Origin of the sequence: Streptomyces sp. NBC_01288 (assembly GCF_035982055.1) — a bacterium.
Lineage (GTDB): Bacteria > Actinomycetota > Actinomycetes > Streptomycetales > Streptomycetaceae > Streptomyces.
This window is the reverse complement of record NZ_CP108427.1, coordinates 4,359,422-4,381,085: the sequence shown is the minus strand read 5'-3', so window position 1 is coordinate 4,381,085 and position 21,664 is coordinate 4,359,422. Positions and strand designations below refer to the sequence as shown.

The following is a 21,664-nucleotide window of genomic DNA, read 5'->3' as shown; positions in this document are numbered from 1 at the left end:
GGGGCCTTTAACTCATGGGACTCGAAGAAAAGCTGCCGAGCGGTTTCCTGCTGACCACCGTCGAGCAGGCCGCGGGCTGGGTACGCAAGGCGTCCGTCTTCCCGGCCACGTTCGGACTCGCCTGCTGCGCCATCGAGATGATGACGACCGGCGCCGGACGCTACGACCTCGCGCGCTTCGGCATGGAGGTCTTCCGCGGATCACCCCGCCAGGCGGACCTGATGATCGTCGCGGGCCGGGTCAGCCAGAAGATGGCGCCGGTCCTGCGGCAGGTCTATGACCAGATGCCGAACCCCAAGTGGGTCATCTCCATGGGCGTTTGCGCCTCGTCGGGCGGCATGTTCAACAACTACGCGATCGTGCAGGGCGTCGATCACATCGTCCCGGTCGACATCTACCTCCCGGGCTGCCCGCCACGCCCCGAGATGCTGATCGACGCGATCCTCAAGCTCCACCAGAAGATCCAGTCCTCCAAGCTCGGTGTGAACGCCGAGGAGGCGGCCCGTGAGGCGGAGGAAGCGGCGCTCAAGGCACTGCCCACCATCGAGATGAAGGGCCTGCTGCGGTGAGTGACGCGAACGGCACCAACGGAGCCGACCCGGAGCAGGATCCGGGCGCCTCCAACCTCCCCGGCCAGCGCGGCGAGGGCGAGGAGATCCGCGTCCAGCGCGGCATGTTCGGCGCCAACAACGGCGGCGACACCTCCGGTTACGGCGGCCTGGTCCGCTCGGTCCGCCTGCCGGGCGAGGCGAGCCGGCCCTACGGCGGTTGGTTCGACGAGGTCGCCGACGAGCTGGAGGGCGCCCTGGAAGAACAGGGCCTGCTGCCCGGCAACGCGATCGAGAAGACGATCGTCGACCGCGGTGAACTCACCTTCCACATCGAACGCGAGCACCTGGTCCGCGTCGCCCAGACCCTGCGCGACGACCCGGCCCTGCGCTTCGAACTCTGCACCGGCGTCAGCGCGGTCCACTACCTGCACGACAAGGGCCGCGAGCTGCACGCCGTCTACCACCTGCGCTCGATCACCCACAACCGGTTGATCCGCCTCGAAGTCAGCGCCCCGGACAGCGATCCGCACATCCCGTCCCTGGTCCCGGTCTATCCGACCAACGACTGGCACGAGCGCGAGACCTACGACTTCTTCGGCATCGTCTTCGACGGTCACCCGGCCCTGACGCGGATCATGATGCCGGACGACTGGCCGGGCCACCCGCAGCGCAAGGACTACCCCCTCGGCGGCATCGCCGTCGAGTACAAGGGCGCCCAGATCCCGGCTCCGGACCAGCGGAGGTCGTACTCGTGAGCACGCAGTCAGCATCCGCTCGGGAAACCACCGAGGGCACCGTATATACGGTCACCGGTGGTGACTGGGACGAGGTGGTCCAGTCCGCGGCCAAGGCCGACGACGAGCGCATCGTCGTCAACATGGGGCCCCAGCACCCCTCCACGCACGGTGTGCTCCGTCTGATCCTGGAGATCGACGGCGAGACGGTCACCGAGGCCCGCTGCGGCATCGGCTACCTGCACACCGGTATCGAGAAGAACCTCGAATACCGCACGTGGACGCAGGGCACCACGTTCGTGACGCGCATGGACTATCTGACGTCCTTCTTCAACGAGACCGCCTACTGTCTCGCCGTCGAGAAACTCCTCGGCGTCGAGGACCAGATCACCGAGCGGGCGAAGATCATCCGGGTACTCCTGATGGAGCTGAACCGGATGTCCTCCCACCTGGTGTGCATCGCCACCGGCGGCATGGAACTCGGCGCCACCACGATCATGATCTACGGATTCCGCGATCGTGAAATGATTCTCGACATCTACGAGCTCATCACGGGCCTGCGGATGAACCACGCGTACATCCGCCCCGGCGGACTCGCCCAGGACCTGCCGCCCGGCGCGGTGGACCAGATCCGCGAGTTCGTCAAGAAGATGAAGAAGAACCTCCCCGAGTACGACAAGCTCGCCACCGGGAACCCCATCTTCAAGGCCCGTATGCAGGACGTCGGTTACCTCGACCTGGCCGGCTGCATGGCCCTCGGTGCCACCGGCCCGATCCTTCGCTCCACGGGTCTGCCGCACGACCTGCGCAAGGCGCAGCCGTACTGCGACTACGAGACGTACGACTTCGACATCCCGACCGCGGACACCTGCGACTCCTACGGCCGCTTCCTCATCCGCCTGGAGGAGATGCGGCAGTCGCTCAGGATCGTCGAGCAGTGTCTGGACCGGCTACAGCCCGGTCCGGTCATGGTCGCCGACAAGAAGATCGCCTGGCCCGCCCAACTCGCCCTCGGGCCTGATGGGTTGGGCAACTCGCTCGACCACATCAAGCAGATCATGGGCACCTCCATGGAGGCCCTGATCCACCACTTCAAGCTGGTGACCGAAGGCTTCCGCGTCCCGCCGGGACAGGCGTACGCGGCGGTCGAGTCGCCCAAGGGCGAACTCGGGGTGCACGCCGTGTCCGACGGAGGCACCCGCCCCTACCGGGTCCACTTCAGGGACCCGTCCTTCACCAACCTTCAGGCCATGGCGGCGATGTGCGAGGGCGGCCAGGTCGCCGACGTCATCGTCGCCGTCGCGTCCATCGACCCCGTGATGGGAGGCGTCGACCGGTGACCACCAGTTCTTCGGAGCAGGGCGTCAGTCTGGGCATGCCCCAACTGCCCGCGCCCGCCTACCCGGACGACGTCCGGGCCCGACTGGAGGCCGACGGGCGGGAGATCATCGCCCGCTACCCGGACTCCCGCTCGGCCCTCCTGCCGTTGCTGCATCTCGTGCAGGCGGAGGAGGGTCATGTCACGCGCACCGGGCAGCAGTTCTGCGCGGCCCTGCTGGGCCTGACGACGGCGGAGGTCGCCGCGGTGGCGACCTTCTACTCCATGTACCGGCGCCGGCCGAGCGGTGACTACCAGGTCGGGGTCTGCACCAACACCCTGTGCGCGGTGATGGGCGGCGACGCGATCTTCGAGTCGCTCCAGGAGCACCTGGGCGTCGGCAACGGTGAGACCACCGACGACGGCAAGGTCACCCTGGAGCACATCGAGTGCAACGCGGCCTGCGACTTCGCGCCGGTGGTGATGGTCAACTGGGAGTTCTTCGACAACCAGACCCCGGCCAGCGCCCGTCGCCTCGTCGACGACCTGCGCACGGGCGCTCCGGTGGAGCCCACGCGCGGGGCGCCGATGTGCACCTTCAAGGAGACCGCGCGGATCCTCGCCGGCTTCCCCGACGAGCGGCCAGGGGCCGTCGAGGCAAGTGGCGGTGCGGGACCCGCGTCGCTGGTGGGCCTCCGCCTGGCCAGGGGAGAGACCGCACCCGCGCGCGTGGTCCATCCGCGGGGCTCCGGTGCACCGCAGGACACGTCGCCGACGACCGAGCACCTCAGTTCGCACGATGCGCCGCAGGACACGTCGGCCTCGGATCCCGCCCACCCGGCGGGGCCTGTCGCCGAGGAGGGGGAGTGATGACCTTGGCACCCGAACTGAAAGACCACAGCCCCGAGAAGCTGCTCGCACCCGTGCTGTCGGCCTTCTGGGACGAGGACAAGTCCTGGAGTCTGGACGTCTACAAAAGGCACGAGGGATACGAGGGGCTCCGCAAGGCGCTCGCCATGTCGCCGGACGACCTCATCGCGTATGTGAAGGACTCCGGTCTGCGCGGTCGCGGCGGCGCCGGCTTCCCCACCGGAATGAAATGGCAATTCATTCCCCAAGGGGATGGAAAACCGCACTATCTAGTTGTCAACGCCGACGAGTCGGAGCCGGGCACCTGTAAGGACATCCCGCTCCTTTTCGCCAACCCGCATAGCCTCATCGAGGGCATTGTCATCGCGTGTTATGCCATCAGGTCGTCGCATGCCTTCATCTATCTGCGTGGTGAAGTCGTCCCCGTTTTGCGGCGGTTGCACGAGGCCGTACGCGAGGCGTACGAGGCGGGCTACCTCGGCGAGAACATCCTGGGCAGCGGGCTCGATCTCCAGCTCACCGTGCACGCGGGTGCGGGCGCGTACATCTGCGGTGAGGAGACCGCGCTGCTCGACTCGCTCGAAGGCCGCCGTGGTCAACCGCGGCTCCGTCCCCCTTTCCCTGCGGTCGCGGGCCTCTATGCGTGCCCGACTGTTGTGAATAACGTCGAGTCGATCGCGTCAGTTCCCGCCATTCTGCAAAAAGGCAAGGAATGGTTCAGGTCGATGGGCAGCGAGAAGTCCCCGGGCTTCACGCTCTACTCGCTCAGCGGCCATGTCACCAGTCCCGGTCAGTACGAGGCGCCGCTCGGCATCACCCTCCGCCAACTGCTCGACATGAGCGGCGGGATCAGGGCCGGTCATCGCCTCAAGTTCTGGACGCCGGGCGGGTCTTCCACGCCGATGTTCACCGACGAGCACCTCGACGTCCCTCTTGATTACGAGGGAGTGGGTGCCGCGGGTTCCATGCTCGGCACCAAAGCTCTGCAATGTTTCGACGAGACGACCTGCGTCGTGCGTGCCGTCACCCGCTGGACCGAGTTCTACGCCCACGAGTCCTGCGGCAAGTGCACACCGTGCCGTGAAGGGACGTACTGGCTCGTGCAGTTGCTGCGCGACATCGAGGCCGGCAAGGGCGCCATGTCCGACCTCGACAAGCTGAACGACATCGCCGACAACATCAACGGCAAGTCCTTCTGCGCCCTCGGCGACGGTGCCGCCTCGCCGATCTTCTCCTCGCTCAAGTACTTCCGCGAGGAGTACGAGCAGCACATCACGGGCCGGGGCTGCCCCTTCGACCCGGCCAAGTCCACGGCCTGGGCCGACCGCACGGAGGTGAACGCATGACGGTGACCACGAACGCCCCCTCCGGAGGGGGTGAAGCGGCGGTCCCGCCCGAGGATCTCGTCTCGCTGACGATCGACGGTGCCGAGATCAGCGTGCCCAAGGGCACCCTGGTCATCCGCGCCGCCGAGCAACTCGGCATCGAGATCCCCAGGTTCTGCGACCATCCCCTCCTCGACCCGGTCGGCGCCTGCCGGCAGTGCATCGTCGAGGTCGAGGGCCAGCGCAAACCGATGGCGTCCTGCACGATCACGTGCACCGACGGCATGGTCGTCAAGACCCAGCTCACCTCGCCGGTCGCGGAGAAGTCCCAGCACGGTGTGATGGAGCTGCTCCTCATCAACCACCCGCTGGACTGCCCGGTCTGCGACAAGGGCGGCGAATGCCCGCTTCAGAACCAGGCGATGTCCCACGGCAACGCCGAGTCCCGCTTCGAGGGCAAGAAGCGGACCTACGAGAAGCCCGTCCCGATCTCCACCCAGGTACTGCTGGACCGCGAGCGGTGCGTGCTGTGCGCGCGCTGCACCCGGTTCTCCAACCAGGTCGCGGGCGACCCGATGATCGAGATGGTCGAGCGGGGCGCGCTCCAGCAGATCGGCACCGGTGAGGGCGACCCCTTCGAGTCGTACTTCTCCGGGAACACCATCCAGATCTGCCCGGTGGGCGCGCTCACCTCGGCGGCGTACCGATTCCGCTCGCGCCCCTTCGACCTGGTCTCCACGCCCTCGGTGTGCGAGCACTGCTCCGGTGGCTGTGCGACCCGCACCGACCACCGGCGCGGCAAGGTCATGCGGCGCCTGGCCGCCGTGGACCCCGAGGTCAACGAGGAGTGGATCTGCGACAAGGGGCGCTTCGGCTTCCGGTACGCGCAGCAGCGCGACCGGTTGCAGACGCCCCTGGTGCGCAACGCGGACGGCGTCCTGGAGCCCGCGTCCTGGCCGGAGGCCCTGGAGGCCGCCGCCCAGGGACTGTCGGCGGCGCGGGGCCGGACCGGAGTCCTGACCGGCGGCCGCCTCACCATCGAGGACGCCTACGCGTACAGCAAGTTCGCGCGCGTGGCGCTCGACACCAACGACATCGACTTCCGCGCACGCGTGCACAGCAGCGAGGAGGCCGACTTCCTGGCCGCCCGGGTCGCCGGACGCGGCCGGGACCTCGACGGCAACGGCGTCACGTACACCTCCCTGGAGAAGGCGCCCGCCGTCCTGCTGGTCGGGTTCGAGTCCGAGGAGGAGGCGCCCGGCGTCTTCCTGAGGCTGCGCAAGGCCTCGCGCAAGCACGGGCAGCGGGTGTTCTCGCTCGCTACCCACGCCACGCGCGGACTGGACAAGGCGGGCGGCATCCTGCTGCCGGCCGCTCCCGGCACCGAGACCGAGTGGCTGGACGCGCTCGCCAGCGGGTTCGGTCTGGAGGACGACGGCGCCCGCGCCTCCGAGGCGCTGCGCACCGAAGGCGCCGTGATCGTCGTCGGGGAGCGGCTGGCCGCCGTCGCCGGTGGTCTCACCGCCGCCGTACGGGCCGCGTTCGCCACCGGTGCCCGGCTGGTGTGGATTCCGCGCCGGGCCGGGGAGCGCGGGGCGATCGAGGCGGGCGCGCTGCCGTCGCTGCTCCCGGGCGGACGTCCGGCCACCGACCCACGCGCGCGTGACGAGGTCGCCGTCGCCTGGGGCGTCGCCGAACTCCCGCACCGCTACGGCCGCGACGCCGGCCAGATCGTCGAGGCCGCCGCCGGTGGTGAACTCCGGGCGCTGCTCGTCGCCGGTGTGGAGCCGGGCGACCTGTCCGACCCGGCACGCGCGCGTGCGGCACTGCACGAAGTCGGCTTCCTGGTGTCGCTCGAACTGCGGCCCAGCGAGGTCACCGAACACGCAGACGTCGTCCTCCCGGTCGCGGCGGTCGCCGAGAAGGCGGGCGCCTTCCTCAACTGGGAGGGCCGGGTCCGCTTCTTCGACGCCGCGCTCAAGCCCGACCAGATGACCCGCACCCTCGCCCCGACCGACGCGCGTGTGCTGCACATGCTGGCCGACGCCATGGACGTCCACCTGGGTCTGCCCGATCTGCGCACCACGCGCGCGGAGTTGGACCGGCTCGGGCCCTGGGACGGGCCGCGGGCCAGCGATCCGCTGGAGACCGCGGGCGTGCTGCCTCGGCCGGCCGCCGGGGAGGCCGTGCTCGCCGGGCACCGGCTGCTGCTCGACCAGGGTGCGCTCCAGGAGGGCGACGAAGCACTCGCCGGCACCCGGCACGCCGCCCACGCGCGCGTGTCGGCCGCCACGGCCGCCGAGGCGGGCGTCAAGGACGGTGACGCGCTCGCCGTGACCGGCGGCTCCGGAACCGTCGAACTCCCGCTGCGGATCACCGAGATGCCCGACCGCGTGGTCTGGCTCCCGCTGAACTCCACCGGCGGGGGCGTCGCCTCCGACACCGGGGCGCTGCCCGGCGCACTCGTCCGCATCGGCCCGGCCACGCTCGCGGGCGAGGCCCCCAAGGAGGTGGAGGCATGAGCCCGTACCCGTACCCGTACCTCGCTGCCGAAGACCTCTCCATGTTCGGCCGCGACCCCTGGTGGCTGGTCGTCGTCAAAGCGGTGTTCTGCTTCGCGTTCCTGATGATCACCGTGCTGTTCTCGATCGTCTGGGAACGCAAGGTCGTCGCCTGGATGCAGCTGCGCATCGGCCCCAACCGGCACGGCCCCTGGGGCATGCTCCAGTCGCTCGCCGACGGCGTGAAGCTGATGCTCAAGGAAGACCTGATCGTCAAGCGCGCGGACAAGCTGATCTACGTCCTCGCGCCGATCATCGCGGCCATCCCGGCCTTCATGGCGATCGCGGTGATCCCCTTCGGGCCCGCCGACAACGAGGTCTCGATCTTCGGCCAGCGCACCACGATGCAGCTCACCGACCTGCCGATCGCGATGCTCTACATCCTCGCGGTCGCCTCGGTCGGCATCTACGGCATCGTCCTGGCGGGCTGGAGCTCCGGCTCCACCTACCCGCTGCTGGGCGGTCTGCGCTCCTGCGCGCAGATGATCTCCTACGAGATCGCGATGGGCGCCGCGTTCGCCTCGGTGTTCCTCTACTCCGGGTCGATGTCGACCTCGACGATCGTTGAACAACAGCACGACCGCTGGTACATCGTCCTGCTGCCGGTCTCCTTCATCATCTACATCATCACGATGGTCGGCGAGACCAACCGCGCTCCCTTCGACATGCCGGAGTCCGAGGGCGACCTGGTCGGCGGCTTCAACACCGAGTACTCGTCGATCAAGTTCGCGCTCTTCATGCTCGCCGAGTACGTGAACATGGTGACGGTCTCCGCGGTGTCGACCACGCTCTTCCTGGGCGGCTGGCGGGCCCCGTGGCCGATCAGCTCCTTCTGGGAGGGCGCGAACCACGGCTGGTGGCCGATGCTCTGGTTCGTCATCAAGGTCCAGCTGCTGCTGTTCTTCTTCATCTGGCTCCGCGGCACGCTCCCGCGCGTGCGCTACGACCAGTTGATGAAGCTCGGCTGGAAGGTCCTCATCCCGGTCTCCGTGGTCTGGCTGATGCTCGTCGCGACCGTACGGACCCTGAAGAACGAGAACTACGACTTCGCCGACATCGCCCTCTACATCGGCGGTGGTGTGCTCGTCCTGCTGTTGCTGTCCTTCATCGCGGACATGTTCCGCCAGAAGGCCAAGGACGACGCGCGACTGGCCGAGGAACCCGCCGGGTTCGACGCGATGGCGGGCGGATTCCCCGTACCGCCGCTGCCGGGACAGGAGTTGCCACCGGTGCCTCGACGCCCCTCGCGCCGCGAGCGGGAGTTGATTGTCAGTGGTGGGTCGGACACTGGCAGTGACGGATCTCTGGATGGAAAGGAGGCGTCCGATGGCTGAGGAGCCAGAGGAGACCGGGCAGACGAAGCCTGGCTTCCAGAACCCCGTGGCCGGCTTCGGCGTGACCTTCAAGGCCATGTTCAAGAAGCGGCTGACCGAGCAGTACCCGGAGCAGGAGAAGACCACAGCCCCCCGGTTCCACGGACGGCACCAGCTCAACCGCCATCCGGACGGCCTGGAGAAGTGCGTCGGCTGCGAGTTGTGCGCCTGGGCCTGCCCCGCCGACGCCATCTATGTGGAGGGCGCCGACAACACCGACGAGGAGCGCTACTCGCCGGGCGAGCGGTACGGGCGCGTCTACCAGATCAACTACGCCCGCTGCATCCTGTGCGGCCTGTGCATCGAGGCGTGCCCCACGCGCGCGTTGACGATGACCAACGAGTTCGAGCTGGCCGACACCAGCCGCGCGAACCTCATCTACACCAAGGAACAGCTGCTGGCGGGCCTCGACGACACCATGGTCGACAGCCCGCACGCCATCTACCCGGGGATGGACGAACAGGACTACTACCGGGGCCTGGTGACGGAGGCCGCGCCCGGCACGGTGCCCCAAGTCGCCGTCTCCAAGGGCGAGAAGCCCGAGGAAGAGGAGGTGGAGGCATGAGCGCGCAGTTCGCCGCCGCCTACTCCACCTCCACCGGCGAGGCCTTCCAGTTCTGGGTCCTCGGCACGGTCGCGGTGATCGGCGCCCTGTCCACCGTCCTCATGAGGAGGGCGGTGCACAGCGCCCTCTCGCTCGCCGGGACCATGATCATCCTGGCGGTGTTCTACCTCGCCAACGGCGCCTACTTCCTGGGCATCGTGCAGATCGTCGTCTACACGGGCGCGATCATGATGCTGTTCCTCTTCGTGGTGATGCTGGTCGGCGTCACGGCCGCGGACTCCCTGACGGAGACCATCAAGGGCCAGCGCTGGCTGGCCCTTCTCTGCGGGCTCGGCTTCGGCATCCTGCTGTTCGCGGGCATCGGCAACGCCTCGCTCACGCAGTTCGACGGCCTGGGCACGGCCAACGCGAACGGCAACGTGGAGGGCCTCGCCGCCCTCATCTTCACGAAGTACGTGTTCGCCTTCGAGATCACGGGCGCCCTGCTGATCACGGCCGCCGTCGGCGCCATGGTGCTCACGCACCGCGAGCGCACCGAGCGGCCCAAGACCCAGCGCGAGCTGTCCGAGCAGCGCGTCCGCGAGGGCAAGCACCTCCCGCCGCTCCCGGCCCCCGGTGTCTACGCCCGGCACAACGCGGTGGACGTCCAGGGCCTGCTGCCCGACGGCACCCCGTCCGAGCTCACGGTCAGCAAGACGCTCCGTGACCGCGGTCAGATCCGCGACGTGTCCAGCGAGGCGCTGAACGACCTGCGGGCCCTGGAGCAGCGCGCCGAGGAGCGCCTGGAGCGCACCGAGATCGCGCCGGCGAACCTCAAGCGGACCGAGGAGGCGTCGAAGTGAACCCCGTCAACTACCTCTATCTCTCCGCCCTGTTGTTCACGATCGGCGCGACCGGCGTGCTGATCAGGCGGAACGCGATCGTCGTCTTCATGTGCATCGAGCTGATGCTCAACGCCTGCAACCTCGCGTTCGTCACCTTCTCCCGGATGCACGGCAACCTCGACGGTCAGGTCATCGCCTTCTTCACGATGGTCGTCGCCGCCGCGGAGGTCGTGGTCGGGCTCGCGATCATCGTGTCGCTGTTCCGTTCCCGCCACTCGGCCTCGGTCGACGACGCCAGCCTGATGAAGCTCTGAGGGGTCGCTGAATCGTGGAGAACCTGATTGCGCTGCTGGTAGCGGCGCCTCTGCTCGGAGCGGTCGTCCTGCTGTGCGGCGGCCGACGGCTCGATGCCGTCGGCCACTGGATCGGCACGATCCTGTCGTCCGCCTCCTTCGTGATCGGTGTCGTCCTCTTCACCGACCTGCTGGGGAAGAACGCCGAGCACCGGACGCTCATGCAGCACCTGTGGACCTGGGTCCCCGTCGAGGGCTTCCAGGCGGACGTCACCTTCCGCCTCGACCAGTTGTCGATGACCTTCGTCCTGCTGATCACCGGTGTCGGCTCGCTGATCCACCTGTACTCGGTCGGGTACATGGAGCACGACGAGCGCCGGCGCCGCTTCTTCGGCTATCTGAACCTGTTCCTCGCGGCGATGCTGATCCTCGTCCTCGCCGACAACTACCTTCTGCTGTACGTCGGTTGGGAAGGCGTCGGTCTCGCCTCCTACCTGCTGATCGGCTTCTGGCAGCACAAGCCCAGCGCGGCCACCGCCGCCAAGAAGGCCTTCCTGGTCAACCGGGTCGGCGACATGGGCCTGTCGATCGCCATCATGCTGATGTTCACGACGTTCGGGACCTTCGCCTTCGGCCCGGTCCTCAGCCACGTCGGTGACGCCTCCGAGGGCAAGCTCACGGGCATCGCCCTGATGCTGCTGCTCGCCGCCTGCGGCAAGTCCGCCCAGGTGCCGCTGCAGTCCTGGCTCGGCGACGCCATGGAGGGCCCGACCCCGGTCTCGGCCCTCATCCACGCGGCGACCATGGTGACCGCGGGCGTGTACCTGATCGTCCGCTCCGGAGCGATCTTCAACGCCGCACCGGACGCACAGCTCGTCGTCACCGTCGTCGGAGCCGTCACGCTCCTGTTCGGTGCGATCGTCGGTTGCGCGAAGGACGACATCAAGAAGGCCCTCGCAGGCTCGACCATGTCGCAGATCGGCTACATGGTGCTCGCCGCGGGACTCGGCCCCATCGGCTACGTCTTCGCGATCATGCACCTGGTGACGCACGGCTTCTTCAAGGCCGGGCTGTTCCTCGGCGCCGGTTCGGTCATGCACGGCATGAACGACGAGGTCGACATGAGGAAGTACGGCGGCCTCAGGAAGTACATGCCGGTCACCTTCATCACCTTCGGCCTCGGCTACCTCGCCATCATCGGCTTCCCGGGCCTGTCCGGCTTCTTCTCCAAGGACAAGATCATCGAGGCCGCCTTCGCGAAGGGCGGCACCGAGGGCTGGATCCTCGGCGGCGCGGCCCTGCTGGGCGCGGCCATCACGGCGTTCTACATGACGCGCGTGATGCTGATGACGTTCTTCGGCGAGAAGCGCTGGCAGCCCGACGAGAACGGCAACGAGCCGCACCCGCACGAGTCCCCGAAGACGATGACGATCCCGATGATCGTGCTGGCCTTCGGATCGGTCTTCGCCGGCGGCATCTTCGGCATCGGCGACCGCTTCCTGCACTGGCTGGAGCCCATCACCGGCCACGAGGAGGGCAACTCCCCGGTCAGCGCCCTGACGGTCACCCTGGCCACCATGGTCGTCCTGGTCATCGGCGTCGGGATCGCCTGGGCGCAGTACGGGCGCAAGCCGGTCCCGGCCGTCGCCCCGCGCGGGTCGCTGCTCACCCGGGCCGCCCGCCGCGACCTCCTCCAGGACGACTTCAACCACGTCGTCCTGGTGCGCGGCGGCGAGCACCTCACCCGCTCCCTGGTCTACGTCGACCACACCCTGGTCGACGGCGTCGTCAACGGCACGGCGGCCTCCATGGGCGGCCTCTCCGGAAGGCTGCGCAAGCTGCAGAACGGCTACGCGCGGTCGTACGCGGTCTCGATGTTCGGCGGTGCGGCCATCCTCGTCGCCGCGACCCTGCTGATGAGGGCGGTCTGATACCGATGTCCTTTCCCCTCCTGACAGCGACGGCGGCGCTCCCGGCCCTCGGGGCGGTGGCCACGGCCGCCGTCCCGGCCGCCCGGCGCACCGCCGCGAAATGGCTGGCGCTGATCGTCTCGCTGGCGACGCTCGCGCTGGGCATCACGATCCTGGTGCGCTTCGACCCGGGCGGCGACCGCTACCAACTCACCGAGTCCCACGCCTGGATCGCCGACTTCGGGGTCCGCTACGAGCTGGGTGTGGACGGCATCGCGGTCGCGCTCATCGGGCTCACGGCGCTGCTGATTCCGTTCATCATCCTCGCGGGCTGGCACGACGCCGACCCCCTGGAGACGGGCAACAAGCGCTGGCGGCCCACCCAGGGCTTCTTCGCTCTCATCCTTGCGGTGGAGGCGATGGTGATCATCTCCTTCGAGGCCACCGACGTCTTCCTCTTCTACATCTTCTTCGAAGCCATGCTGATCCCGATGTACTTCCTCATCGGCGGCTTCGGGGACAGCGCGCACGAGCACGGCGACGAGGCGGCGGCCACCCAACGGTCGTACGCCGCCGTCAAGTTCCTGCTCTACAACCTGGTCGGCGGGCTCATCATGCTGGCGGCTGTGATCGGCCTCTACGTAGTGGCCGGGAACTTCTCGCTCGCGGAGATCGCGCAGGCGCGGGCCAACGGCACGCTGCACATGGCGACCAACACCGAACGCTGGCTGTTCCTCGGCTTCTTCTTCGCCTTCGCGGTGAAGGCACCCCTGTGGCCGCTGCACACCTGGCTGCCCAACGCGATGGGCGAGGCGACGACGCCGGTCGCCGTACTGATCACGGCAGTTGTCGACAAGGTCGGCACCTTCGCGATGCTCCGCTTCTGCCTCCAGCTGTTCCCGAACGCGAGCAAGTGGGCCACGCCCGTGATCCTCGTCCTCGCGGTGATCAGCATCATCTACGGTGCGCTGCTCGCGGTCGGACAGCGGGACATCAAGCGGCTGGTGGCGTACGCGTCGATCTCGCACTTCGGGTTCATCGTGCTGGGCATTTTCGCGATGACCAGCCAGGGCCAGTCCGGCGCGACGCTCTACATGGTCAACCACGGTATTTCCACGGCCGCGTTGATGCTCGTCGCCGGATTCCTGATCTCGCGGCGCGGCTCGCGTCTGATCGCCGACTACGGAGGGGTGCAGAAAGTCGCCCCGGTGCTCGCGGGCACCTTCCTGATCGGCGGTCTGGCCACGCTGTCGCTGCCGGGACTCGCGCCCTTCGTGAGCGAGTTCCTGGTCCTGGTCGGCACGTTCTCGCGCTACCCGGCGATCGGGATCATCGCGACCTTCGGCATCGTCCTCGCCGCGCTGTACACCCTCGTCCTCTACCAGCGGACGATGACCGGCCCGGTGAAGCCCGAGGTCGCCTCGATGCCGGACCTGCGCCCGCGTGAACTCCTGGTCGTCGCCCCGCTGATCGTGCTCTTGATCTTCCTGGGCGTCTACCCGAAGCCCGTCACGGACATCGTTAACCCGTCGGTCAAGCAGACCTTGTCCGACGTGCACAAGAAGGATCCCAAGCCCTCGGTGGAGGCGGCCAAGTGAGCGCAACAGCCGTCCACAGCCTGTGGACAACGGCGGCAACCGCGGCCGACCCGATCTCGAAGATCGACGCGCCGAAGATCGAGTACGGGCAATTGTCGCCCACCTTGATCATCCTCGGCGCGGCCCTCATCGGGGTGCTGGTCGAGGCGTTCGTCCCGCGCAAGTCCCGTTACTACGCCCAGGTGTTCGTGTCCGCCGTAGCGCTCTGTGCCGCCTTCGCGGCGGTCGTGGCGCTCGCGGCGGACGGCTACGGCACCACCAAGGCGCACATCGCGGCGATGGGCGCGATCGCGGTCGACGGACCGGCCCTGTTCCTTCAGGGCGTGATCCTGCTGTCCGGACTGGTCGGCCTGTTCACCTTCGCGGAACGCCGACTCGACCCCGAGGCGCACGGCAACCGCGTCGACTCCTTCGCCGCACAGGGCGCGTCCGTGCCCGGCAGCGACAGCGAGAAGGCGGCGGTCAAGGCCGGGTTCACCACCACGGAGGTCTTCCCGCTCCTGCTCTTCGCGGTCGCCGGCATGCTCGTCTTCCCGTCGGCCAACGACCTGTTGACCCTGTTCGTCGCCCTGGAAGTCTTCTCGCTCCCGCTCTACCTCCTGTGCGCACTGGCCCGCCGCAAGCGGCTCCTGTCGCAGGAGGCCGCGGTCAAGTACTTCCTCCTGGGTGCCTTCGCCTCCGCGTTCACCCTGTTCGGCATCGCGCTGCTCTACGGCTACGCGGGCTCGATGTCGTACTCCACGATCGCGCAGGTCGTCGACGGCTCCATCACCAACATCAACCCGGCCCTCGCCGACACCATGGGCAACGACGCGCTGCTCCTCATCGGCGGCGCGATGATCGTCATGGGGCTGCTCTTCAAGGTGGGCGCGGTCCCGTTCCACATGTGGACGCCCGACGTCTACCAGGGCGCGCCGACCCCGGTCACCGGCTTCATGGCGGCCGCGACCAAGGTGGCCGCCTTCGGAGCGCTGCTCCGGCTGCTCTACGTCGTGCTGCCGGGCCTGCGCTGGGACTGGCGGCCCGTCATGTGGGGCGTGGCCATCATCACGATGCTGGGCGGCGCGATCGTCGCGATCACCCAGACCGACATCAAGCGGCTGCTGGCGTACTCGTCGATCGCGCACGCGGGATTCATCCTCGCGGGTGTCATCGCGACCACCCGGGACGGCGTCTCGTCCGTCCTCTTCTACCTGGGTGCCTACTCGTTCGTGACGATCGGCGCGTTCGCGGTCGTCACCCTCGTACGGGACGCCGGCGGCGAGGCGACGCACCTGTCGAAGTGGGCGGGGCTCGGGCGGAGGTCGCCGTTGGTCGCGGCCGTGTTCGCGGTGTTCCTGCTGTCCTTCGCGGGCATTCCGCTGACGGCCGGTTTCGCCGGGAAGTTCGCCGTGTTCAAGGCGGCGGCGGCCGGCGGCGCGGCCCCGCTGGTCGTGGTCGGTGTGCTCTCCTCGGCGATCGCGGCGTTCTTCTACATCCGCGTGATCGTGCTCATGTTCTTCAGCGAGCCGAGGCCCGACGGTCCCACCGTCGCGGTCCCGTCCCCGCTGACCATGGCGACGATCGGGGTGGCCGTGGCGGCCACGCTCGTCCTCGGTGTGGCCCCGCAGTACTTCCTGCACCTGGCCAACCAGGCCGGGGTGTTCGTGCGCTGAGCACAGGCCGATGAGCCCATGCGCAAGGCCCCGGTTCCCTTCGAGGGAGCCGGGGCCTTCGCGTAGGTGCGGTCAGGCCGTCGGGCAGACGACGTCGGGGTTCCACGCGGCGAACACGCCCGCCGAGTTGGGCTTGTAGAGCCAGGCGTGCAGGGTGAAGTAGCCGGGCAGCTGGTCCTTCTGGAAGGTCTGCCCGAACAGCGTCGGCGCGGCCTGGCCCGAGTCCTTCACGACCCACTCCACCGCGACCAGCTTGCGCGGGTCGCCGCCGGACGTGCCCGTGTACTCGTTCGTGAACCCGTCCGCGTACACGAGGGCCGCCGGCTTCTGCGGATCGACCGAGCCGATGTTCGCCGGGTTGACGTAGTGGTAGCCCATGCCGCCCTCGGCCGGGTCGGCGACGCAGGTGTCGGTGCGGGCGTATCCGCCGCTCGCCGCGAGCCCCTCGTACCCGTACTTGGCGGTGGCCCGGGTCGTCCTGCTCAGCTCGGTCCACACGGACGGGTCGGGGTCGGGCGCCGCGTGGGCCGGGGCGGCGGTCAGTGCGAAGGCCGCGGCCGTCGCCACCGTGATCGCGGTCGTGACGGCGCTCCGCAGGGACCGAGGGGACCGGGAGAACCGTGAGGACCGAGGGGACATGGCGGGGCTCCTTGGACTTTCGGGAGGCGTCCGCACGCACGGCGCGCCGTCCGTTCGGGGCGTGGCGGGCCTCCGCGGTCCCGCCCGAGCAGCATGTTCCGGCCGTGTCCGTCGCGCCATGTGACGGGAGCCAATCGAATGACCACATTCGGTCACCGCCACCAGCCTGTGGATAACTCCGACGCTGTCAGCGCGGAGCCCTATCGTGGACGCAGTGGTCGAGGGACGACGTACGGGGGACGAGCGATGCACGGGATGGGCGGGACGGTTGTGACGACCGAAGTACGGACGCCGGCGGCACAGGGCGAGAGCGAGGCGCTGGCCACGCTCCACCGCGTCTTCGGCTACGACAGCTTCCGCGGCGAGCAGGAAGAGGTCATCGAGCATGTGGTGGCGGGCGGAGACGCCGTCGTCCTCATGCCGACCGGCGGCGGCAAGTCGTTGTGCTACCAGATTCCGTCCCTGGTCAGACCCGGTACGGGAGTTGTCGTCTCGCCGCTGATCGCGCTGATGCAGGACCAGGTGGACGCGCTGCGGGCGCTCGGGGTGCGCGCCGGGTTCATGAACTCGACGCAGGACTTCGACGAGCGGCGTGTGGTCGAGGCGGAGTTCCTGGCGGGCGAGCTGGACCTGATCTATCTCGCGCCCGAGCGGCTGCGGCTCGACAACACGCTGGACCTGCTGTCGCGCGGCAAGATCTCGGTGTTCGCGATCGACGAGGCGCACTGTGTGTCGTCCTGGGGTCACGACTTCCGCCCCGACTATCTGTCCCTCTCGGTGCTCGGCGAGCGGTGGCCGGACGTCCCGCGGATCGCGCTCACGGCGACGGCCACGGACGCGACGCACAAGGAGATCACCCAGCGGCTGAACATGCCGAGCGCCCGGCACTTCGTGGCGAGCTTCGACCGGCCCAACATCCAGTACCGGATCGTGCCGAAGGCCGACCCCAAGAAGCAGCTGCTGAGCTTCCTGCGGGAGGAGCACGCGGGCGACGCGGGCATCGTGTACTGCCTGTCGCGCAAGTCCGTGGACACGACGGCGGAGTTCCTGTCGCGCAACGGCATCGAGGCGGTGCCGTACCACGCGGGCCTGGACTCGGGCACGCGCGCGGCACACCAGTCCCGGTTCCTGCGCGAGGACGGCCTGATCGTCGTCGCGACCATCGCCTTCGGCATGGGCATCGACAAGCCGGACGTACGGTTCGTCGCCCACCTCGACCTGCCCAAGTCGGTGGAGGGCTACTACCAGGAGACGGGTCGTGCCGGGCGTGACGGATCGCCCTCCACGGCGTGGATGGCGTACGGCCTGAACGACGTCATACAACAGCGCAAGATGATCCAGTCCAGCGAGGGCGACGAGGCGTTCCGCCGCCGGGCCGCCTCTCACCTGGAGGCGATGCTCGCGCTGTGCGAGACCGCGCAGTGCCGGCGTGGCCAACTGCTCGCCTACTTCGGGCAGGACCCGGACGCGGCGGGCTGCGGCAACTGCGACACCTGCCTCACCCCGCCCGAGACCTGGGACGGCACGGTCGCCGCGCAGAAGGTGCTGTCGACGGTGGTGCGGCTCCAGCGGGAGCGGGGCCAGAAGTTCGGAGCCCTGCAGATCGTCGACATCCTCATGGGGCGCCGGTCGGCCAAGGTGATCCAGTTCGACCACGACCAGCTGTCCGTGTTCGGCATCGGCGAGGATCTGGCCGAGGGTGAATGGCGGGGCGTCGTACGGCAGTTGCTGGCACAGGGGCTGCTCGCGGTCGAGGGGGAGTACGGCACGCTGGTGCTCACCGAGGCGAGCGGCACGGTGCTGCGGCGCGAGCGCGAGGTGCCGCTCCGCAAGGAACCGAAGAAGCCTGCGGGCTCCTCGCGGTCGGGGTCCTCGTCCTCGGGCCGGGGCGAGCGCAAGGCCAAGGCCGCGGCGGTGGAGTTGCCCGAGGCGTTGCAGCCCGCCTTCGAAGCGCTGCGGGCCTGGCGTGCGGAGCAGGCGCGTGAGCAAGGGGTTCCGGCGTACGTCATCTTCCACGACGCCACGCTCCGGGAGATCACGACGATCTGGCCGACGTCGGTGGCGCAGCTCGGCGAGATCAGCGGCGTCGGCGAGAAGAAGCTGGCGACGTACGGGGAGGGCGTGATCGGGGTGCTGGCGGGGCTGGGTGAGGCTCCGGCCGTGGCTCCGGCTCCGGCTCCGGCTGCGGTGGAAGCGCCGGCGCCGGCCTCTGCACCGGCACCTGCGCGGGCAAAGGCGCCGGCAACCGCGTCGGGTCGGGCGGCGAAGGATGTTGACCCGGGTGCGGATTACTGGCCGGAGATGGATGAGGAGCCGGAGCCCGAGGACTGGATGTAGGGGGCGGGACTGGGGTGTTGGGGCCCGGACAGGGGCGTGGGTAGTCCCCGGTAGGGTCCTCGGCCCAGGGCGGTCAGGCTGGGGGCGTCAGCGCAGGGCCGTGAGCCCAGGCTCCTCGGGCCAGGCTCCTCGGATCAGGCCCCGCAGCGCCGGGGCCGTAGCTCAGTGCGTTCGGGTGGGTGCTGTCGGGCCGTCCCGTTGGGCGAGTGCGTCGGGTGGGAGCGCCGGCCCGCTGCCGTGAGGCCGGGGCTGCCTGCCGTTGCCGTCAGTCGCTGAGGTCGGGCCGTTGTCGTCAGGTCGGCGGTGCCGGCCGTTGCCGCCGGACACCGCTGTCGGGTCGCTGCCGTCTGCCCTGTGCCGTCGGCCGACTGCGGTCAGCCACGCCGATCGTTGCCCCGGGGCCACCTACCCAGTGCCGCCGGCCCGGGTGCGCCGCCGCAGGACCGTGAGCCCAGGTTCTCGGGCCCGGGGTGCAGGGAGCCCGCTACGGCCGGCGGCCCCAGGGCTGTGGGCGTTTGGCGCTCGGCCCAGGACCGTGAGCCCGGGTTCCTCAGCCCAAGGCCGTAAGTCCCGGTGCGAAGACGATCAGCAGGGGCAGCAGCGGGACCAGGGTCGCCACCGTCGTCGTCAGGGCGCGGTGACGGCGGCCCAGCCTCGGGTGGGGGTCCAGGAGGCGGTTGACGCGTTCGCCGAGGAGGCGGTGGCTGGAGGCGCAGGAGAGGACGCCTCGGTGGTTGTTGAGCTCGATCAGGGCCAACGCCGTTGTCAGGTGGCCGCATTGGCGGGAGGCCGTGTCGTCGGCGGCCAACTCGACCAGGCGGTGGGTCTGGTCGCAGAAGTGGGCGAACAGGGGGACGTGCGGGAAGCCCGAGGCCAGTGCGGTCGAGAGGTGCAGGAGCCAGTCGTGGTGGGCGCGGGCGTGGCCGCGTTCGTGGGTGAGGACCGCGTCGAGCTGGTGACCGGTGAGGCGGTGCAACGCGCCTGTGGTGACCACGAGTTGGGGCGGGTGGCCGGGCATCCACCAGGCGTCCGGGTACTCGTCCTCCAGGACGAGCAAGGGGCCGCGCGCCGGGGGCAGGCCCGCCGGTAGGTCGGGGGCGCGTTCGCGGAGGTGGGCGCGGGCCTGGCCTCTGCGACGGCGGGCCTCGGCGAGTTCGCGGGCCAGCATCGCGGTGGTCCAGGCGGCGCCGCAGGCCAGTGACAGCGTGAGGGCGACCGCCCAGACGGGGGCGGCGGAGAGGTCGTAGGCCGCAGTGACGGCCGGGGGAGCGGGGGCGAAGACATGGTCACGGACGGTGTGGAAGACGGCGGCGGCGCCCAGGACGAGGGCGGCCAGGCAGCACAGCAGGACCGTGGCGACCAGGCACTGCCACACCCACAGGCCGATCACGGGTTCCCGTTCGGGCCACAGCGCCCGGGTCAGCGCGCGCGGAGCCGGTACGGCGGCCGAGAGGGCGACGACGCTCAGCAGGAGCAGGCAGACAGTCATGCCATGGGCTCCGGATCCTGGTCAGCGGAACGAACAGAAGGAACGGGAGGAACGCAACGAACAGCAGGCGCGGGTGCGGCTGTACCCGAGGGCGGGGACACGACGTGTGTGCCGCCCGCCGTCAGTATGACTGCACGGGCGGCTGGAGTCAGGTGTACAGGGACCACCGGACTCATCACACCCACCGGCCCCCGCGCCGCAGGCCCCGCCGGCCGCGCCACCCCTCGCGTCTCAGCTCCGCGCCACGATCCGCCCGGTGACCTCGCCCAGACCCACCCGTGTGCCGTCCGCGCCCGGCGCCCACGCCGACAGGGTCACGACATCCCCGTCCTCCAGGAACGTCCGCTTGCCGTCCGGGAGTTCGAGGGGGTCGCGGCCGTTCCAGGTCAGTTCCAGGAGCGAACCCCGCTCACGTTCCGTCGGGCCGCTGACCGTGCCGGAGCCGTAGAGGTCGCCGGTGCGGAGGGAGGCGCCGTTGGCCGTCATCTGGGCGAGTTGCTGGGCGGCCGTCCAGTACATGGTGGAGAACGGCGGCTCGGACACCGTGTGGCCGTTGATCGCGACGGTGATGCGGAGGTCGTAGCCGCCGGGTTCCTCGGCCGAGTCGTCCAGGTAGGGGAGGAGGTCGTGGGTGCGCTCCGGCGGGGTTGCTCGCGACTCCTCCAGCGCGTCCAGCGGGGTGATCCACGCCGACACCGACGTGGCGAAGGACTTGCCGAGGAACGGGCCGAGGGGGACGTACTCCCAGGCCTGGATGTCGCGGGCCGACCAGTCGTTGAGGAGGCACAGGCCGAAGACGTGTTCGCGGAAGTCGGCGAGCGGCACCGGCCTGCCCATCGTCGACGGCGCGCCGACCACGAAGCCGACCTCCGCCTCGATGTCCAGGCGGACCGACGGGCCGAAGACCGGCGCGGGGTCGGCCGGGGACTTGCGCTGGCCGGACGGTCGTACGACATCCGTGCCCGAGACCACGATCGTGCCGGCGCGGCCGTGGTAACCGATCGGCAGGTGCTTCCAGTTGGGGGTCAGGGAGTCGGGGGCGTCGGGGCGGAAGATGCGGCCGACGTTCCGGGCGTGGTTCTCGGAGGCGTAGAAGTCGACGTAGTCCGCGACCTCGAAGGGGAGGTGCAGGGTCACCGACGAGAGCGGGTGGAAGTACGGGGCGATCGTGTCCTGGTGGGACGGGACCGTCACCCACGCGGTCAGCGCGCGCCGGACGTCCGACCAGGCCGTGTGGCCCGCGGCGAGCAGCGGGTCGAGGGTGGGGTGCGCGAGGAGGGAGACGTACGGCGAGCCGAGTGCCTCCGCTGCCGCGCCCGCGTCGAGCACGTGGTCGCCGAGCCGGACGCCGACGGTCCGTTCGGCCGAGCCGACGGGCGAGAAGACGCCGTAGGGAAGGTTGTGCGGGCCGAAGGGGTCGCCCTCGGGAAGATCGAAGGGGGGCACGGGTGCTGCCTCACTCTCGTACGTACTCGCATGTGGCCGCGCCACACGTTACGGGTGAGTTGCGGGAACCGGCAGTGTCTAAAGAGTTCGCAATGTCCGAATAGGTCTTGTCGGAAGCGGCAATTCCGGCTTAGCGTCCTTTGGGGGACACGGACGGGGTGGGTCCGGTCCGTAGG

17 protein-coding genes are annotated in these 21,664 nt (G+C 69.3%); 14 read left to right on the top strand and 3 right to left on the bottom strand.

Annotated features, from left to right (window positions below; genetic code table 11):
• Nucleotides 1-14 precede the first annotated feature (14 nt).
• From OG194_RS19315 to nuoN, 13 genes are read left to right on the top strand one after another with little or no spacing between them, the layout of a single operon-like run.
• Nucleotides 15-569, top strand: coding sequence for a NuoB/complex I 20 kDa subunit family protein (locus OG194_RS19315; protein WP_006382209.1), 555 nt, complete (start codon nucleotides 15-17; stop codon nucleotides 567-569).
• Complete coding sequence (locus OG194_RS19310) at nucleotides 566-1,306, top strand: NADH-quinone oxidoreductase subunit C (protein ID WP_327402076.1); 741 nt, start codon at nucleotides 566-568, stop codon at nucleotides 1,304-1,306. Before OG194_RS19315 ends, OG194_RS19310 begins: the two co-directional genes overlap by 4 nt.
• Entirely contained in the window at nucleotides 1,303-2,625 is a 1,323-nt protein-coding gene (locus tag OG194_RS19305; protein WP_327402075.1) for an NADH-quinone oxidoreductase subunit D, read from the top strand. Before OG194_RS19310 ends, OG194_RS19305 begins: the two co-directional genes overlap by 4 nt.
• Nucleotides 2,622-3,473 (top strand): NADH-quinone oxidoreductase subunit NuoE, encoded by an 852-nt coding sequence (gene nuoE / locus OG194_RS19300; RefSeq protein WP_327402074.1) that lies wholly within the window; start codon nucleotides 2,622-2,624, stop codon nucleotides 3,471-3,473. Before OG194_RS19305 ends, nuoE begins: the two co-directional genes overlap by 4 nt.
• Nucleotides 3,473-4,819: an NADH-quinone oxidoreductase subunit NuoF gene (gene nuoF, locus OG194_RS19295; RefSeq protein WP_399397453.1), complete on the top strand. Its 1,347-nt coding sequence runs from the start codon at nucleotides 3,473-3,475 to the stop codon at nucleotides 4,817-4,819. The genes nuoE and nuoF overlap by 1 nt, the downstream gene beginning before the upstream one ends.
• Nucleotides 4,816-7,320, top strand: coding sequence for an NADH-quinone oxidoreductase subunit G (locus OG194_RS19290; protein WP_327402072.1), 2,505 nt, complete (start codon nucleotides 4,816-4,818; stop codon nucleotides 7,318-7,320). The genes nuoF and OG194_RS19290 overlap by 4 nt, the downstream gene beginning before the upstream one ends.
• Nucleotides 7,317-8,693 (top strand): NADH-quinone oxidoreductase subunit NuoH, encoded by a 1,377-nt coding sequence (gene nuoH / locus OG194_RS19285; RefSeq protein ID WP_327402071.1) that lies wholly within the window; start codon nucleotides 7,317-7,319, stop codon nucleotides 8,691-8,693. Before OG194_RS19290 ends, nuoH begins: the two co-directional genes overlap by 4 nt.
• Entirely contained in the window at nucleotides 8,686-9,297 is a 612-nt protein-coding gene (gene nuoI / locus OG194_RS19280) for an NADH-quinone oxidoreductase subunit NuoI (protein ID WP_327402070.1), read from the top strand. Before nuoH ends, nuoI begins: the two co-directional genes overlap by 8 nt.
• Nucleotides 9,294-10,139 (top strand): NADH-quinone oxidoreductase subunit J, encoded by an 846-nt coding sequence (locus OG194_RS19275; RefSeq protein WP_327402069.1) that lies wholly within the window; start codon nucleotides 9,294-9,296, stop codon nucleotides 10,137-10,139. Before nuoI ends, OG194_RS19275 begins: the two co-directional genes overlap by 4 nt.
• On the top strand, nucleotides 10,136-10,435 hold the full coding sequence (nuoK, locus tag OG194_RS19270; protein WP_016437642.1) for an NADH-quinone oxidoreductase subunit NuoK: 300 nt from the start codon (nucleotides 10,136-10,138) through the stop codon (nucleotides 10,433-10,435). Before OG194_RS19275 ends, nuoK begins: the two co-directional genes overlap by 4 nt.
• Before the next feature lie 14 nt (nucleotides 10,436-10,449).
• The gene (gene nuoL / locus OG194_RS19265; RefSeq protein ID WP_019061205.1) at nucleotides 10,450-12,345 is read left to right on the top strand and encodes an NADH-quinone oxidoreductase subunit L; all 1,896 of its coding nucleotides are present in this window, start codon (nucleotides 10,450-10,452) and stop codon (nucleotides 12,343-12,345) included.
• A gap of 5 nt (nucleotides 12,346-12,350) precedes the next feature.
• Entirely contained in the window at nucleotides 12,351-13,922 is a 1,572-nt protein-coding gene (locus OG194_RS19260; protein WP_327402068.1) for an NADH-quinone oxidoreductase subunit M, read from the top strand.
• Nucleotides 13,919-15,577, top strand: coding sequence for an NADH-quinone oxidoreductase subunit NuoN (gene nuoN / locus OG194_RS19255; protein WP_327402067.1), 1,659 nt, complete (start codon nucleotides 13,919-13,921; stop codon nucleotides 15,575-15,577). Before OG194_RS19260 ends, nuoN begins: the two co-directional genes overlap by 4 nt.
• Nucleotides 15,578-15,649: 72 nt before the next feature.
• Here the strand turns inward: nuoN and OG194_RS19250 are convergent, their stop codons facing one another.
• Nucleotides 15,650-16,216, bottom strand: coding sequence for a hypothetical protein (locus OG194_RS19250; RefSeq protein ID WP_327402066.1), 567 nt, complete (start codon nucleotides 16,214-16,216; stop codon nucleotides 15,650-15,652).
• A gap of 255 nt (nucleotides 16,217-16,471) precedes the next feature.
• On the opposite strand from OG194_RS19250, the gene recQ reads away from it, so the two are divergent.
• Complete coding sequence (gene recQ, locus OG194_RS19245; RefSeq protein ID WP_327402065.1) at nucleotides 16,472-18,553, top strand: DNA helicase RecQ; 2,082 nt, start codon at nucleotides 16,472-16,474, stop codon at nucleotides 18,551-18,553.
• A 550-nt stretch (nucleotides 18,554-19,103) separates the two neighbouring features.
• Here the strand turns inward: recQ and OG194_RS19240 are convergent.
• Entirely contained in the window at nucleotides 19,104-20,042 is a 939-nt protein-coding gene (locus OG194_RS19240) for a M56 family metallopeptidase (protein WP_327402064.1), read from the bottom strand.
• A 231-nt stretch (nucleotides 20,043-20,273) separates the two neighbouring features.
• Nucleotides 20,274-21,488 (bottom strand): fumarylacetoacetase, encoded by a 1,215-nt coding sequence (gene fahA, locus OG194_RS19235; RefSeq protein ID WP_327402063.1) that lies wholly within the window; start codon nucleotides 21,486-21,488, stop codon nucleotides 20,274-20,276.
• Nucleotides 21,489-21,664 lie beyond the last annotated feature (176 nt).

What these genes read in the sequence shown, in the direction of transcription:
- OG194_RS19275 (WP_327402069.1), top strand. Translation starts at nt 9,294, where the DNA reads ATGAGCGCGCAGTTCGCCGCCGCCTACTCCACCTCCACCGGCGAGGCC.
- OG194_RS19315 (WP_006382209.1), top strand. Translation starts at nt 15, where the DNA reads ATGGGACTCGAAGAAAAGCTGCCGAGCGGTTTCCTGCTGACCACCGTC.
- nuoH (WP_327402071.1), top strand. Translation starts at nt 7,317, where the DNA reads ATGAGCCCGTACCCGTACCCGTACCTCGCTGCCGAAGACCTCTCCATG.
- OG194_RS19290 (WP_327402072.1), top strand. Translation starts at nt 4,816, where the DNA reads ATGACGGTGACCACGAACGCCCCCTCCGGAGGGGGTGAAGCGGCGGTC.
- OG194_RS19240 (WP_327402064.1), bottom strand. Translation starts at nt 20,042, where the DNA reads ATGACTGTCTGCCTGCTCCTGCTGAGCGTCGTCGCCCTCTCGGCCGCC.
- OG194_RS19260 (WP_327402068.1), top strand. Translation starts at nt 12,351, where the DNA reads ATGTCCTTTCCCCTCCTGACAGCGACGGCGGCGCTCCCGGCCCTCGGG.
- recQ (WP_327402065.1), top strand. Translation starts at nt 16,472, where the DNA reads ATGGGCGGGACGGTTGTGACGACCGAAGTACGGACGCCGGCGGCACAG.
- nuoI (WP_327402070.1), top strand. Translation starts at nt 8,686, where the DNA reads ATGGCTGAGGAGCCAGAGGAGACCGGGCAGACGAAGCCTGGCTTCCAG.
- OG194_RS19250 (WP_327402066.1), bottom strand. Translation starts at nt 16,216, where the DNA reads ATGTCCCCTCGGTCCTCACGGTTCTCCCGGTCCCCTCGGTCCCTGCGG.
- nuoF (WP_399397453.1), top strand. Translation starts at nt 3,473, where the DNA reads ATGACCTTGGCACCCGAACTGAAAGACCACAGCCCCGAGAAGCTGCTC.